This window comes from Microbacterium trichothecenolyticum, from assembly GCF_000956465.1.
Lineage (GTDB): Bacteria > Actinomycetota > Actinomycetes > Actinomycetales > Microbacteriaceae > Microbacterium > Microbacterium trichothecenolyticum.
The window spans coordinates 64,641-78,816 of sequence record NZ_JYJA01000040.1 but is presented as its reverse complement, the minus strand read 5'-3'; the positions used below and the strand labels follow the sequence as shown (position 1 = coordinate 78,816).

General features: G+C 70.7%; 13 protein-coding genes. 10 read left to right on the top strand and 3 right to left on the bottom strand.

All coding sequences use genetic code 11. The features are described 5' to 3' along the window. The first annotated feature begins 20 nt into the window (after positions 1-20). The 3 genes from RS82_RS17540 to RS82_RS17530 all read left to right on the top strand — a co-directional run bounded on the left by RS82_RS17540 (position 21) and on the right by RS82_RS17530 (position 4,580). Positions 21-2,639 carry an ExeM/NucH family extracellular endonuclease gene (locus RS82_RS17540; protein WP_052676915.1) on the top strand — a complete coding sequence of 873 codons (2,619 nt, stop codon included), beginning with the start codon at positions 21-23 and terminating at the stop codon, positions 2,637-2,639. A gap of 139 nt (positions 2,640-2,778) precedes the next feature. After that, positions 2,779-3,081, top strand: a complete 303-nt coding sequence (locus RS82_RS17535; protein ID WP_245619646.1) for a hypothetical protein — start codon at positions 2,779-2,781, stop codon at positions 3,079-3,081. Then, entirely contained in the window at positions 3,078-4,580 is a 1,503-nt protein-coding gene (locus RS82_RS17530) for a hypothetical protein (protein WP_045301845.1), read from the top strand. Before RS82_RS17535 ends, RS82_RS17530 begins: the two co-directional genes overlap by 4 nt. Position 4,581: 1 nt before the next feature. Here the strand turns inward: RS82_RS17530 and RS82_RS17525 are convergent, their stop codons facing one another. Then, positions 4,582-4,971 carry a phage holin family protein gene (locus RS82_RS17525; RefSeq protein ID WP_045301844.1) on the bottom strand — a complete coding sequence of 130 codons (390 nt, stop codon included), beginning with the start codon at positions 4,969-4,971 and terminating at the stop codon, positions 4,582-4,584. Between the two features lie 110 nt (positions 4,972-5,081). Here RS82_RS17525 and RS82_RS17520 point away from each other — a divergent pair, with 110 nt between their 5' ends. The 4 genes from RS82_RS17520 to RS82_RS17505 all read left to right on the top strand — a co-directional run bounded on the left by RS82_RS17520 (position 5,082) and on the right by RS82_RS17505 (position 9,815). Further along, complete coding sequence (locus RS82_RS17520) at positions 5,082-6,170, top strand: histidinol-phosphate transaminase (protein WP_045301842.1); 1,089 nt, start codon at positions 5,082-5,084, stop codon at positions 6,168-6,170. 95 nt (positions 6,171-6,265) lie between these two features. After that, complete coding sequence (locus RS82_RS17515) at positions 6,266-7,396, top strand: thiamine pyrophosphate-dependent enzyme (protein ID WP_045301840.1); 1,131 nt, start codon at positions 6,266-6,268, stop codon at positions 7,394-7,396. Between the two features lie 44 nt (positions 7,397-7,440). Beyond that, a complete protein-coding gene (locus RS82_RS17510) occupies positions 7,441-8,415 on the top strand; it encodes an alpha-ketoacid dehydrogenase subunit beta (RefSeq protein WP_211255968.1) in 975 nt (324 codons plus the stop codon). A gap of 35 nt (positions 8,416-8,450) precedes the next feature. Next, positions 8,451-9,815, top strand: coding sequence for a dihydrolipoamide acetyltransferase family protein (locus RS82_RS17505; protein WP_045301836.1), 1,365 nt, complete (start codon positions 8,451-8,453; stop codon positions 9,813-9,815). A gap of 40 nt (positions 9,816-9,855) precedes the next feature. Here the strand turns inward: RS82_RS17505 and RS82_RS17500 are convergent, their stop codons facing one another. Both RS82_RS17500 and RS82_RS17495 read right to left on the bottom strand, forming a co-directional pair. Beyond that, a complete protein-coding gene (locus RS82_RS17500) occupies positions 9,856-10,452 on the bottom strand; it encodes a TetR/AcrR family transcriptional regulator (protein WP_045301834.1) in 597 nt (198 codons plus the stop codon). 127 nt (positions 10,453-10,579) lie between these two features. After that, positions 10,580-11,329: an SDR family NAD(P)-dependent oxidoreductase gene (locus RS82_RS17495; protein ID WP_045302207.1), complete on the bottom strand. Its 750-nt coding sequence runs from the start codon at positions 11,327-11,329 to the stop codon at positions 10,580-10,582. Positions 11,330-11,492: 163 nt separating this feature from the next. Between RS82_RS17495 and RS82_RS17490 the strand changes: the two genes are divergently transcribed. From RS82_RS17490 to RS82_RS17480, 3 genes are read left to right on the top strand one after another with little or no spacing between them, the layout of a single operon-like run. Then, a complete protein-coding gene (locus RS82_RS17490) occupies positions 11,493-12,476 on the top strand; it encodes a metal ABC transporter solute-binding protein, Zn/Mn family (RefSeq protein WP_045301832.1) in 984 nt (327 codons plus the stop codon). Continuing rightward, positions 12,473-13,306 carry a metal ABC transporter ATP-binding protein gene (locus RS82_RS17485; protein ID WP_045301830.1) on the top strand — a complete coding sequence of 278 codons (834 nt, stop codon included), beginning with the start codon at positions 12,473-12,475 and terminating at the stop codon, positions 13,304-13,306. Before RS82_RS17490 ends, RS82_RS17485 begins: the two co-directional genes overlap by 4 nt. Further along, positions 13,303-14,166 (top strand): metal ABC transporter permease, encoded by an 864-nt coding sequence (locus RS82_RS17480; RefSeq protein ID WP_045301828.1) that lies wholly within the window; start codon positions 13,303-13,305, stop codon positions 14,164-14,166. The genes RS82_RS17485 and RS82_RS17480 overlap by 4 nt, the downstream gene beginning before the upstream one ends. The last annotated feature ends 10 nt before the right edge of the window (positions 14,167-14,176 follow it).

The window sequence follows — 14,176 nt, the reverse complement described above, 5'->3', positions numbered from 1 at the left end:
CGTCATCCCGTGGAGGTCTCGTGTCCCCAGCACCCCGTCCCATCGCCGCTGCGATCGCAGCCGCGGCGCTCGCCGCGGGAGGAGTCGTGGCCTTCGCCGCGCCCGCGGCCGCAGCATCCGGTGATCTGTTCATCAGCGAGTACGTCGAAGGCTCCTCGAACAACAAGTCCATCGAGATCTACAACCCCGGCACGACGGCGGTCGACCTCGCCGCGACCGGATACAAGCTGCAGCAGTACTCCAACGGCAGCCCCACGGTCAGCCTTACGATCAACCTCACCGGCAGCGTCGCCCCCGGGGATGTCTACGTGTTCTCGCACGCGCTCGCCAACGCGGCCATCCTGGCCCAGGCGGACCAGTCGGCGAACCTCGGTCTCTTCAACGGCAATGACGCCGTCGCGCTGGTCAAGGGCACCGAGATCGTCGACGTCATCGGTCAGATCGGTGTCGACCCCGGTTCCCAGTGGGGCACCGGGCTCGCGTCGACGATGGACAACACGCTGCGCCGCAACGCGAACATCGTGCAGGGCGACACGAACGGCTCGGACCCGTTCGATCCCGCAGTCGAGTGGACCGGCTACGCCAGCGACACCTTCGACGGCCTCGGCTGGCACCTGACGCCCCCCGACCCCGATCCCGGCCCCGTGGCGGACTGCGCAGCGACTCCGCTGGCGATCGGGTCCGTCCAGGGCTCCGGTGCGGCGTCGTCGATCCAGGGACAGGACGTCCTGATCGAGGGCGTCGTCGTGGGCGACTTCCAGACCGGCGGATTCGACGGGTACTACGTGCAGGACGCGGGTGACGGCGACGCTGCGACCTCGGACGGCATCTTCGTGTACGCGCCGGGCGGGGCGCCGGTGAACGTCGGCGACAGCGTCAGCGTCGCGGGCGAGGTCGCGGAGTTCTTCGGTCTCACGCAGGTCGTGGCCGCGGACGTCGAGGTGTGTGCGACCGGGCAGTCGCTGCCCGCGGCGACGCCGCTCAGCCTGCCGGCGACGACCGCGCAGCGCGAGGCGCTCGAGGGCATGTCCGTGACGCTTCCGCAGAACCTCGCGATCGGCGAGACGTTCGAGTACGGCCGCTTCGGCACGATCACCCTCACCAACGGTCGCCTCGACACCCCCACCGCGGTCGTGGAGCCGGGGGCGGCCGCCGACGCGCTCGCCGCCGCCAACGTCGAGAACAGCATCACGCTGGACGACGGCCGCGGCACCCAGAACCCCGACCCGGCCATCCATCCGGACGGCGCGGTCTTCACGCTCGACCACTCGTTCCGCAGCGGCGACCTCGTCCAGAACGCCACCGGCATCCTGGACTACCGCTTCGACACGTGGGGCGTGCAGCCGACCGAAGGTGCCGACTTCACCGTGGCCAACGCGCGGACGGGCGTGCCCGACGTCGGCGGCGACCTGAAGATCTCGAGCTTCAACGTGCTGAACTACTTCACCTCGATCGACCCGACGCCGACCAACTCGAACGACGACGACTACTACCGTGGCGCCGACACCCAGGAGGAGTTCCTGCGCCAGCAGACGAAGATCGTCGAGGCGCTCGCGGCGATCGACGCGGACGTGTTCGGCCTGCTCGAGATCGAGAACAACGGCACGGCCGTCCAGGCGCTGGCCGACGCGCTGAACGCGAAGGTGGGTGCGGGCACGTACGTGCCGGTCACCACCGGCGTGATCGGCACGGACGCGATCACCACGGCTGTCATCTACAAGCCGTCGACGGTCACCCCCGTCGGGACGTACCAGCTGATGACGAGCGCGGTCGACCCGACCTGGTCGGACGCGCGGCACCGCCCGGCGGTCACCCAGCGGTTCGCGTCGACGGAGACGGGCGAGGAGTTCGTGGTGTCGGTCAACCACCTGAAGTCGAAGGGCTCGGCGTGCGCCGAGAGCCCCGACCTCGGTGACGGCCAGGGCAACTGCAGCGCGTCGCGCACGGCGGCCGCCACGGCTCTCACGAAGTGGCTCAACGAGACGGTGGCTCCCGACGGTCGTGCGATCGTCATCGGCGACCTGAACTCGTACGACCACGAGGACTCGATCGACGCGTTCGTCGCGGGCGGCTTCACCGACCTGGAGAAGCAGTTCAACGGCGAGCACGCGTACTCGTACGTCTTCGACGGCCAGCTGGGCTACCTCGACTACGCACTCGCGCAGCCGGCCCTCACCGCGGACGTGTCGGGAGTCTCGTCGTGGCACATCAACTCCGACGAGCCGAGCCTGATCGACTACGACATGTCGTTCAAGCTCCCGGCCCAGGACGCGCTCTATGCACCTGACGCATACCGCTCGAGTGACCACGACCCCGTGATCGTCGGGCTCGACCTGACGCCGCCGGACACGACGGATCCGACCATCGAGGTGACGGCGGACCCGGAGCTGATCTGGCCGCCGAACAACAAGATGCGCACGGTGCAGTTCTCGATCGACGCGGCCGATGATCGCGGCGACGTGACCGTCGAACTCACCGACGTGAGCGTCTCGGGCGCGAAGGCGTCGTGGACCCAGGTCGACGACGACACGTTCACGGTCAAGGCCGTGAAGGGCGCCGTCTATCGCTTCACCTGGACGGCGACGGATGCTGCGGGCAACACCGGGGCCGACACGGTCGAGGTGGTCGTGGGCAAATAGCCCGCGATCGCTCCGCCCTCAGGGGCGTCGTTCCGAAAGGAGCGGCGCCCCTCCTCCACATCCGGGGTGCGGCCCTGCGCCGTGAACAGATCGTCGCGCGGGCGGTCGCGGGAACGTCCCTTCCCGCGACGATCGACGGGTGACACTGCTTGAACCGGCCGCCGACGCGGCGTCTCACCAGCTGGCCCAGGTCGCGCGCGAGCTGGCGCGGATCATCGAGCGGATCACGGACGCCGCGCTCGTCGCCCGCGGACTCGCCGACGCCGTCGACTGGCAGGCGAAGGCCGCGACAGCGTTCCACGATCGGGCGACGCGGTGGGCCGGTGATGTGTCCGGCCTCGCGTGCCTGGCCGAGACGGCCCGGTACGACGTCTCCCGTGCGCAGGACCGCGCCGCGTTCGCGGGTTCCTTCCCCGGCCTCTTCCCGGGGGCGCGACGATGAGCGACACGAAGCCCGGCCCGAACCTCCTCGATCCGGAGTTGGCGCCGGAGGTGGGGCGGCTCGGCCCGAACGAGGGCGCCGTCGGCCTCCTCGCCGAGCGCTGGCCGCGCGTCGACGACGGCCTTCAGATCCGCGGCGGGGGTGCGGTCGCGGTCGACACCGCGACGCTCTCGGCAGCGGCGGTCCGCTTCGACACCGCGCGGGAGGAGCTCACCGCGATCGGCGAGCGACTGCGTGCACTCCGCGCCGAGCTGGGGGCGCACCCGGAGTACACCGCCGATGCCCGGGGCGCAGCATCCGTGCTCGCCGCGAACCTCGAGGCGGTGCGGGCCGAGGCCGACGAGATCGCCGGCGCGCTGCGGGAAGCCGGCTGGGCGTACGAGATGGTGGAGATCGAGGCGGCGCACCGGGCCGCCGTTCTCGCTGGCGACACCGACCGCGCGCAACGGCTCGACGCCCGCATGACCGCCCTCGTCGACGCGCACCCCGATGCGTGGCGCATCGCACTCGGCGCCCAGTTCGAGCGCGCTGTCATGTGGCCGTCGGAGCTCGTCCGCCAGGCCACGCAGTGGGGCGTGGTCGTCGGCGGCGAGGTCAGCGATCCCGGTTCCATCGTGGCCGGCGCCGCCGCCGGGCTGCTCACGCTCGGTGGCGCCGCCGTCGCCGGGGTCGCGGGTGCCGGGAGGCTGTCGCGCGACGCGCGGCTCTCGGGCACGGCGGGTCCGGTCACGGTGGCTCCGGTCGTCGCCGGCCCGCCGGCGGGCGCGACCTCAGCCGGCGTCGCCGCGTCCCGGCCGTCTCGGTCGCCCGCATCGGTCGCGCCGCAGAGCCTCGTGGCGGTGACCGAGCGGATGCCGGGGGCCGGTGACTCGCAGGTGCGCATCGAGCGGTACGCGATGCCGGACGGGTCGCGGCAGTTCGCCGTGTACATCGCGGGCATGCAGTCGTTCGGCGCGGGCGGCGAAGAGCCGTGGGACAACGCATCCAACGTGGAGCTGTACGCGGGCAGGACGTCGGACTCCTACGCGGCGACCCGGGCCGCCCTCGACCAGGCGGGCGTGGAGCCCGGCGACACCGTGCACGTGTTCGGGTTCTCGCAGGGGGCGATGATCGCCGGGCATCTGGCGCTGGAAGGCGGCTACGACACGCGGACGCTGGTCTCGATCGGGTCGCCCGTCGACACCGACGTCGGATCGGGCACCCTCAGCGTGACGCTCCGGCACACCGACGACCCGGTCGCCGGGCTCGCCGGCGGTGGCCACGCCGGCGCGGTCGGCGCGGCGGGGAGCTTCGTCGCGGAACGCGTCTTCGATCCCGACGTCGGCACCGACGAGCCCCGGCTGCCCGCCCACCGGCTCAACGCCTACGCCGAGACGGCGGCTCTGGTCGATGCCTCGACCGACCCGCGGGTCGACGCCTTGCGAGACGTCTTCGCCGATCTCGCGCGCGCCGAATCGGTCGAGGTGACCGAGTTCTCGGCGACCCGGGGTGAGGGGTGAGTCAGTCCTTGCGCGGGCGGATGATGATGCCGACGACCCAGTTGATCAGGGTGATGATGATCGCGGCGACCACACCCCACCAGAAGTCCTCGACCCGCAGGCCCCAGTTCCAGAAGCTCGTGAACCACGCGGTGAGCCAGAGCAGGAACGCGTTGATGAGGAGGCCGATGAGACCCAGCGTCAGGATGTAGAGCGGGAACGCCAGCACCTTGATGACCGTGCCGATGATCGTGTTCACGAGCGCGAAGATCGCGGCGACGATCAGCAGCGTCAGGATCAGCTGGAGCGTCTCGCCCGGTGGGAACGGGATGACCGAGACCTGGAGCGCCGGGATCAGGGTGACGACCCAGATCGCGAAGGCGTTGATGACCACGCGGATGAGGAAGCCCATAGTCCGCCCAGTCTTCCACGCCCCTGCCCACGACCGATAGGAGCCACACCGGGCTGTGCGGCGCCCCTGCATGGGAGGCGCGACTGATTCCCCGCTCGTAGACTCGGGGCGTGACCGACGCCCCCGAGATCCCCGTCCGCGTGCGCCCCGAGGTCGCCGCGCTGCCGCCGTACAAGCAGGGCCGGCAGGCCGGCGCAGACGCTTTCAAGCTGTCGAGCAACGAGAACCCCTTCGACCCCCTGCCCGGAGTGCTCGAGCGGGTGCGGAACGCGTCGGCGCTGAACAGATATCCGGATGCGACGGCCGCACGCCTGCGCGAACGGCTGGCCGAGCGATTCGGCGTCGGCGCCGACTCCGTCCACATCGGCGCCGGCAGCGTCTCGATCCTCGCGCAGCTCGTGCTGGCGACCTCGGGCCCGGGCGACGAGGTCATCTACGCCTGGCGCTCGTTCGAGGCGTATCCGTGGCTCGCTGTCGTCGCCGGCGCCACCGCCGTGCAGGTGCCGCTCGCCGAGGGCGCCCGGCACGACCTCGACGCCATGGCGGCGGCGATCACCGACCGCACGCGCGCGATCATCGTGTGCAGCCCCAACAACCCCACCGGGCCGATCGTCACACAGGTCGAGTTCGACGCCTTCGTCGAGAAGGTGCCGTCCGACGTGCTCGTCATCCTCGACGAGGCCTACGCCGAGTTCGTCACCGACCCCGAGTCGGTCGACGGGCTGCGGGTGCTCGGAGGGTCGGGCCACCCCAACGTCGTCGTGCTCCGCACCTTCTCGAAGGCGTACGGGCTCGCCGCGCTCCGCGTCGGGTACGCGATCGGGCATCCGCGCGTGCTGGACGCCGCCCGCAGCACCGCGATCCCGCTGTCGGTCACCGCCCACGGCGAGGAGGCCGCGCTGGCGAGCCTCGACGCCGAGGACGAGCTGCTCGAGCGCGTCCGCGTGATCGCCGATCGTCGCGACCGGCTGGCGGCGGGTCTGCGCCAGGCCGGGTGGGACGTCCCCGTGGCGCAGGGCAACTTCGTGTGGCTGCCCACCGGCGACGACACGACGGCGTTCGCGGCGACGTTCGAGGAGGCCGGACTGATCGTGCGGCCCTTCGCCGGCGACGGCATCCGGATCTCGGTCGGCGAGGAGGAATCCGTCGAACAGGTGCTGCGGATCGCGGCGACGGTCGCCGCCCGCCGTGAGGGATGACGGCCGGTGCGGTTGTCGATCGCGCCTGGTGGTTCCCGGCATTCGTTGTCGAACGCATGCAGAATCGCGCATGCACGGAGAGATAGCGTGAATTCATGATCCCGGTCGACGATCACGCCCTGGTGCGGTTTCTGGAGGCGGACGGAACGTTCGCACCGAGCCCTGCCGCCGAACCGTATCGGGAGGCCGTCGAGAGTCTCGGCGATGCCGACCTCGAGACGTTCTACCGCGATATGGCCGTCATCCGCGCGTTCGACGTGCAGGCGACGAACCTCCAGCGGCAGGGGCAGCTCGCCCTCTGGCCGCCGAGCCACGGGCAGGAGGCCGCCCAGGTGGGTTCGGCCCGCGCCGCGCGCGCGCAGGACCACCTCTTCCCGTCCTACCGCGAGCACGTGGTCACGAAGATCCGCGGCGTCGACCCGATCGACATCATCCGCGTGATGCGCGGACTGACGCACGGCGGGTGGGACCCGACCGACCCGAAGAACGGCAACACGCACATCTACACCCTCGTGCTCGGCTCGCAGACGCTGCACGCCACGGGCTTCGGAATGGGCCTCGTCTTCGACGGGCGCTGCGGCACCGGCGACCTGGACCGCGACGAGGCCGTCATCGTCTACTACGGCGACGGCGCCTCCAGCCAGGGTGACGTGCATGAGGCGATGGTCTTCGCGAACAGCTACCGCACGCCCGAGGTGTTCTTCCTGCAGAACAACCAGTGGGCGATCTCGGTGCCCGTCGCGACGCAGTCGCGCTCGCCGCTGTACAAGCGCGGTGAGGGCTACGGCATGCCGAGCACGCTGATCGACGGCAACGATGTGCTCGCGAGCTGGGCCGTCACGCGCACCGCGCTCGACGAGGCGCGCGCCGGCGGCGGACCGCAGGCGATCGAAGCCATGACCTACCGCCTCGGCGCGCACACCACGAGCGACGACCCCACCAAGTACCGCACCTCCGACGAGGAGGAGTCGTGGCGCCGCCGCGACCCGATCGCGCGCATGAAGGCGTTCCTCATCGGCCGCGGCGCGTCGGAAGCGTTCTTCGCGGACGTGGATGCCGAGTCGCAGGCGCTCGCCGACGACGTCCGCACCCGCACCAACGCGCTCGGCGGGCTCGAGCGCGACGACATGTTCGCGCACGTCTACTCCGAGCAGCATCCGCTGATCGACGAGCAGCGGCAGTGGCTCGCCGACTACGAGGCATCCTTCGAAGGAGGCGCAGCGTGAGCACCCCGACCACCACCGCGACCGCCCAGGCCGCCGCCCCCGCGGTGCAGACCCTGCCGTTCAGCCGGGCGATCAACGCCGGGCTGCGCGCCGCGCTCGCCGGCAGCGACCGCGTCCTTCTCATGGGCGAGGACATCGGCAAGCTCGGCGGCGTCTTCCGCGTGACCGAGGGCCTGCAGGCCGAGTTCGGCGAGCAGCGGGTCCTCGACACCCCGCTCGCGGAGTCGGGACTCGTGGGCACCGCGATCGGACTCGCGATGGCGGGCTTCCGTCCGGTCGTCGAGATCCAGTTCGACGGGTTCGTGTTCCCCGCGTTCGACCAGATCACGACGCAGCTCGCCAAGCTCACGAACCGCCACGAGGGCGCGCTGCAGATGCCCGTCGTCATCCGCATCCCGTACGGCGGGCACATCGGCGCGGTCGAGCACCACCAGGAGAGCCCCGAGGCGTACTTCACGCACACGGCCGGCCTCCGGGTCGTGAGCCCGTCGACGCCGAACGACGGCTACTGGATGATCCAGGACGCCATCTCCTCGCCCGACCCGGTGATCTTCCTCGAGCCCAAGAGCAAGTACTGGCAGAAGGGCGAGGTCGACACGTCGGCGCGCGCCCTGCCGCTGCACGCCTCCCGCGTGGTCCGCCGTGGCACCGACATCACCCTCGTCGGACACGGCGCGATGGTGACGACCATGCTGCAGGCCGCGGTGCTCGCCGAGGCCGAGGGCACGAGCATCGAGGTCATCGACCTCCGCTCGCTCTCTCCGCTGGACTACGGGCCCATCCTCGACTCGGTCCGTCGCACCGGCCGCATGGTCTACGCGCAGGAGGCCCCGGGCTTCACCTCGCTCGGCTCCGAGGTCGCGGCGACCGTGATGGAGCGCGCCTTCTACGCGCTCGAGGCCCCGGTGCTGCGGGTGTCGGGCTTCGACACCCCGTTCCCGCCCGCCAAGCTCGAAGGCGCCTACCTCCCCGACGCCGACCGCATCCTCGAGGCCGTCGACCGCTCCCTCGCGTACTGACCGCTTCGACACGCTCAACGACCGAAAGGCGACCTATGAGCACCCAGACGTTCGTCCTCCCCGATGTCGGCGAAGGCCTCACCGAAGCCGAGATCGTCCAGTGGCGCGTCCGCCCCGGCGACAGCGTCGCCGTCAACGACGTGCTCGTCGAGATCGAGACCGCCAAGTCGCTGGTCGAGCTGCCCTCGCCGTTCGCCGGCACGGTGGGCGAACTGCTCGCCGCGGAGGGCGCGACCGTGAACGTCGGCGCGGCCATCATCACGATCGCCTCGGAGACGGATGCTGCGCCCCCGGCCACCGTCGGACAGTCCGAGCACGGCGAGCCCGCCGAGGCCGCCGACGAGGGTGCGGTGCTCGTCGGCTACGGCACGGGCGGACACGTCCAGTCGCGGCGGCGCAAGCCCGCGGTTCCGGCCGAGGAACGGGTCGCAGCATCCGTCGGCGTCATCGCGAAGCCCCCGATCCGCAAGCTCGCGCGCGACCTGGGGGTGGAACTGGCCGCAGTCGCGCCCAGCGGCCCTGCCGGCGAGGTGACCCGCGAGGACGTCGTGCGGCACGCGTCGCAGGCCAGCGTCTTCCGCAACATCGAGACCCCCGAGTGGGGCGACGTGCGCGAGGAGACCATCCCCGTATCGGCATCGGCCCCGTCGCCTGGCCCGGCGGCCGTGGTTCCCTCGACGCCCGCGCCCGATGCCGCCGGTCGCGAGGAGACCATCGCGGTGCGAGGCGTGCGCAAGGCCACGTCGTCGGCGATGGTGCAGTCGGCGTATTCCGCCCCGCACGTGTCGGTGTGGACCGACGTCGACGCCAGCCGCACGATGGAGCTCGTCAAGCGGCTGAAGACCTCGCCGGACTTCGCCGACATCAAGGTGTCGCCGCTGCTCATCATGGCGCGCGCCGTGATCTGGGCGGCCCGGCGCACCCCGATGGTGAACGCGGCGTGGGTGGATGCCGACAACGGCGCCGAGATCCGTGTGCGCCGCTACGTGAACCTCGGCATCGCCGCCGCGACCCCGCGCGGCCTGCTCGTGCCCAACATCAAGGACGCGCAGGATCTGTCGATGCGCGAGCTCGCCCGCGCGCTCGAGAAGCTGACGCTCACGGCGCGCGAAGGCAAGACGACGCCGGCCGACCAGCACGGCGGCACGATCACGATCACGAACATCGGCGTCTTCGGCATGGACGCGGGCACCCCGATCATCAATCCCGGCGAGGCCGGCATCGTCGCTCTCGGCACCATCCGCCAGAAGCCGTGGGTGGTCGACGGCGAGGTGCGCCCGCGGTGGGTGACGACGGTCGCCGGCTCTTTCGACCACCGGGTGGTCGACGGCGACGGCATGTCGCGCTTCATCGCCGACGTGGCGTCGATCCTCGAGGAGCCCGCCCTGCTGTTGGACTGATGTGTAGCGCCGGCGCGGAGCACAGTACGCCGGGCCGGCATCACGACGGGCGCGGGAAGCCCTTCAGCGCACGGTGCACCACCCGCTTCAGCTCCTCACGGGTGGCACCGGCCGCCGCCTGCACGGCGAGGCCCGCAGAAACCGTGGTGATGTAGCGCGCGAGGTCGCGGGGATCCTCGTCCGCGGCGAGGTCACCGGCCTCGATGGCCGCGGCGAAGCGCTCGGCGAATCGCGCCTCAGCATCCGCCCGCCGCTCCTCGAGATAGCGGACGATGCCCGCATCCTGCGGCGCGCTCGAGAGTCCGCCCTGGATGGAGAGGCACCCGGGAGGGCGTCCCGGCAGCGTGATGGCGTCGACGTTGTCGAGGAGGTAGCGATGCGCCGTCTCGTACGCGGTCGGTGCCGAGAGAGCATCCGAGACGTAGGCCATGTCGACGCGCGCGTACCGGTCGACGGCGAGCTTGAACGTGGCCTCCTTGCTGCCGAAGGCGCGGTACAGGCTGGGGCGGTTGATGCCCATGGCGTCGGTGAGGTCGCTCAAGCTGGTGCCTTCGTAACCGTGCCGCCAGAACACCTCTATCGCCCTGTCGAGTGCGTCGTCCAGGTCGAACTCGCGTGGTCGACCCCTGGTAGCCATGCAAGCCCTCCTGACGTCGGGTGACGTTTCCAACGTAGGGGACGGCACGGTCGCCTCCGCATCTGTGGCGACGTCTGCGCGCGGGGCCGCAGAGGGCATCAGGCCCGGCGCGCAGATCGTCGTCGCCTCAGATCTGGCTTGCGCCGCCGTCGACGTACAGCTCCGCCCCGGTCACGTAGGAGCTCCTCGGGGAAGAGAGGTACAGCACCGCGTCCGCGATCTCCTCCGGCGACCCCAGGCGACGCATCGGAACGCCCGCGGCGAGTCCGCCGAGGAGCGCCTCGGCCTGCTCCGGCTCGGCGGCCAGTCCGCTCAGTCCGGGCGTCGCGATCGGGCCGGGAGCGACCGAGTTCACTCGGATGCCCCGATCGACGAGTTCGGCCGCCCAGCTCCTGGCGAAGCTGCGGACAGCGGCCTTGGACGCGGCGTAGACGCTGAACGCTGCGCTGCCCTTGACATCGATGTTCGAGGACGTGAGGACGATGGCGGCGCCCTGGTTGAGGTGCGGCAGCGCCTTCTGCACCGTGAACACCGTGCCGCCCACGTTCGATTCGAACGTCGAACTGAAGTGCTCCCAGGTGATGTCCTCGAGGGCGGCGAACTCGCCGCCGCCCGCGTTGGCGAACACGACGTCCAGTCCGGATCCCCGCTCGCCGACCGCGGCGAACACGTCGTCGAGATCCTCGATGCGCGACACGTCGCCCTGGACGATCGTCACGGCATCCCCGAACTCGGACTTCACCGCCTGCAGCTTCTCGGCGGTGCGTCCGGTGACGACGACGTGGGCGCCTTCCTCCACGAAGCGGCGCACGACCGCGAGTCCGATGCCGGAGGTGCCACCCGTGACGAGCGCGGTCTTGCTGGCGAGGTCTGCCATGGTCTGTCCCATCTCTATTTGTACCGTTCGGTACGGTAATGCATGCCAACCAGGGGCTCGCGACATCTATTCCGTACTGAACGGTAAATAAATATCGGACTCCGACAGGTGGGGAGGAAGGGGAGATTTGAGAACGATTCTCATTAGCGTTAGAGTCGGATGCATGACCCCTCTGCGACGTTCTCTCCCCGTGCTCGGCCTGGCGGCAGCATCCGCACTCGTCCTCGCCGGATGCGCGGGGACAGCCGCCGGGGGCGACACGAGCGACGGCAAGATCGCAGTCGTCGCGTCGACCAACGTGTACGGGCAGATCGCGCAGGAGGTCGGGGGCGACCTCGTCGAGGTCACGTCGATCGTGACGAACGAGTCGCAGGATCCGCACTCGTTCGAGCCGAGCGCGCGCGACCAGCTCGCCGTGTCGAAGGCCGACCTCGTGCTCGAGAACGGCGGCGGCTACGACGCGTTCATCGACGCGCTCATCGAGTCCAGCGGCACCGACGCACCGGTCGTCACGGCGGTCGAGTATTCGCACGACTGGCCGGATAACGGCGGCCACGACGAGGAGAGCGCCCACGACGCCGAGGACCACGCCCACGACCACGGCGATCACGGGCACGTCGAGGGCTTCAACGAGCATGTCTGGTACGACCCGCACACGATCGCGCACGTCGCAGAGGCGATCGCCCACGAGCTCGGCGAGCTGAGCCCGGAGGACGCGGAGACCTTCACTGCGAACGCCGAGGCGTTCTCCGCCGACGTCGAGGGGCTCGAGGCGTCGCTCGACGAGATCTCGGCGGCACACGCGGGTGAGAAGGTCTTCGTCACCGAGCCGGTGCCGGTGTACCTCCTCCAGGCGGCGGGCCTCGAGAACGCGACGCCCGAGAAGTTCAGCGAGGCCGTCGAAGAGGGACAGGATGTCGCGCCCGCGACCCTGCTCGAATCCCTCGCGCTCGTGAAGGGCGGCGACCTGCGCGTGGTCATCACCAACACGCAGACCGGCGGCGCGGAGACGCAGGAGATCGTCGACGAGGCCGACGGGCTCGGCATCCCGGTGATCGCGTTTTCGGAAACGCTCCCGGAGGGGGAGACTTACATCTCGTGGATGCAGGCGAACATCGAGGCGCTGAACGAGGCGCTTCAGGCGTGACGCCGGCCGCCGCGGGCTCACGGCCCGTCATCCTCAGCATCCGGGATGCCGCGCTCCAGCGCGGCGACCGCGAGCTCTGGGCGGGGCTCGACCTCGACGTCCACGCCGGCGAGCTCGTCGCGGTACTCGGGCCGAGCGGATCCGGCAAGACGACGCTCCTCCGCGCCATCCTCGGCCTCGAGCCGCTCTCGAACGGCGAGATCACCGTCGAGGGCGAGCGGGTGACACACAAGGGCAGCCGCACCATCGGCTACATCCCGCAGGCCCGCCCGCTTCCGCGGGACACGTCTCTGCGGGGCCGTGACCTCGTGACTCTCGGGGTCGACGGCCACCGCTTCGGCTTCCCGATCCCGCGCCGCGGCGACCGCGCGCGCGTCGACGCGCTGATCGATGCGGTGGGCGCCCGCGACTTCGCCGACCGCCCCGTCGGCCTCCTCTCGGGCGGCGAGCAGCAGCGGCTGCGCGCAGGCCAGGCGCTCGCCGACGACCCGCGGCTCCTGCTGTGCGACGAGCCGCTCACGAGCCTCGATCTCGCCAACCAGCAGGCGGTCATCGGCCTCATCGACCGGCATCGCCGGGAGAAGGATGCCGCGGTCCTGCTCGTCACGCACGACATCAACCCGCTCCTGGGCAAGGTCGACCGCATCCTCTACATCGCGAACGGGCGGTTCACCCTCGGCACGCCGCAGGAGGTGCTCCGCTCGGACGTCCTGACGGCGCTGTACGGCGCGCACGTCTTCGTACTGCGTGCGGGAGACCGGCTCGTGGTGGTCGGCGCGCCCGATGCCGAGGCATCCCATCACCATCACGACCACGGGGCCGACGCATGAACTGGAACGACATCGCGGACGCGATGTTCGGCGGGCTGCCCTACTACGGCGAGATCCTCGCACTCGTGTCGAACTCGGTGTGGGCGGGCGCGGTCCTCGGGCTCGTCGGCGGACTCGTCGGCGTCTTCGTCATGCAGCGCGACATGGCGTTCGCCGTGCACGGCATCAGCGAGCTGTCGTTCGCAGGCGCCGCGGCGGCGCTCCTCATCGGGTGGGACGTCGTCACCGGGTCCATCGTCGGCTCGCTCATCGCGGCTGCCATCATCGGCGTGCTCGGGGCGAAAGCCCGCGACCGCAACTCGATCATCGGCGTGCTGATGCCGTTCGGGCTGGGTCTCGGCATCCTGTTCCTCTCGCTCTACGACGGCCGCAGCGCGAACCGGTTCAGCCTGCTCACCGGCCAGATCGTGTCGGTGCAGACCGGGCAGCTCGGCTGGCTCATCGGCATCGGCGCGGTGGTGCTGCTGGGCCTGCTGCTCATCTGGCGCCCGCTGCGGTTCGACTCGCTCGACCCGCAGTCGGCCGCCGCGCGCGGCGTGCCGACGACGGCGGTGTCGCTCGGATTCATGCTGCTGCTCGGCCTCATCGTCGCCGTCGCGGTCCACATCATCGGCGCGCTGCTCGTGATGGCCCTCCTCGTCACCCCCGCCGCCGCCGCGATGCGCATCGTCTCGGGGCCTCTGTCGGTGCCGCTCCTGTCGGCCCTGTTCGGCTTCGTCTCGGCCGTGGGCGGCATCCTCCTCGCGATCATGGGCACCCTCCCGGTGAGCCCGTACATCACGACGATCTCGTTCCTGATCTACGTCGTCTGCCGCGTCGTGGGTGCTCGCCGGGACCGCGTCACGAGGGTCGCGGCGTGACCCGCGCCCG

Bases quoted from the DNA above. Each gene is read 5' to 3' on its own strand.
- RS82_RS17515 (WP_045301840.1), top strand. From the start codon at position 6,266: ATGATCCCGGTCGACGATCACGCCCTGGTGCGGTTTCTGGAGGCGGAC.
- RS82_RS17500 (WP_045301834.1), bottom strand. From the start codon at position 10,452: ATGGCTACCAGGGGTCGACCACGCGAGTTCGACCTGGACGACGCACTC.
- RS82_RS17505 (WP_045301836.1), top strand. From the start codon at position 8,451: ATGAGCACCCAGACGTTCGTCCTCCCCGATGTCGGCGAAGGCCTCACC.
- RS82_RS17495 (WP_045302207.1), bottom strand. From the start codon at position 11,329: ATGGCAGACCTCGCCAGCAAGACCGCGCTCGTCACGGGTGGCACCTCC.
- RS82_RS17530 (WP_045301845.1), top strand. From the start codon at position 3,078: ATGAGCGACACGAAGCCCGGCCCGAACCTCCTCGATCCGGAGTTGGCG.
- RS82_RS17525 (WP_045301844.1), bottom strand. From the start codon at position 4,971: ATGGGCTTCCTCATCCGCGTGGTCATCAACGCCTTCGCGATCTGGGTC.
- RS82_RS17490 (WP_045301832.1), top strand. From the start codon at position 11,493: ATGACCCCTCTGCGACGTTCTCTCCCCGTGCTCGGCCTGGCGGCAGCA.
- RS82_RS17480 (WP_045301828.1), top strand. From the start codon at position 13,303: ATGAACTGGAACGACATCGCGGACGCGATGTTCGGCGGGCTGCCCTAC.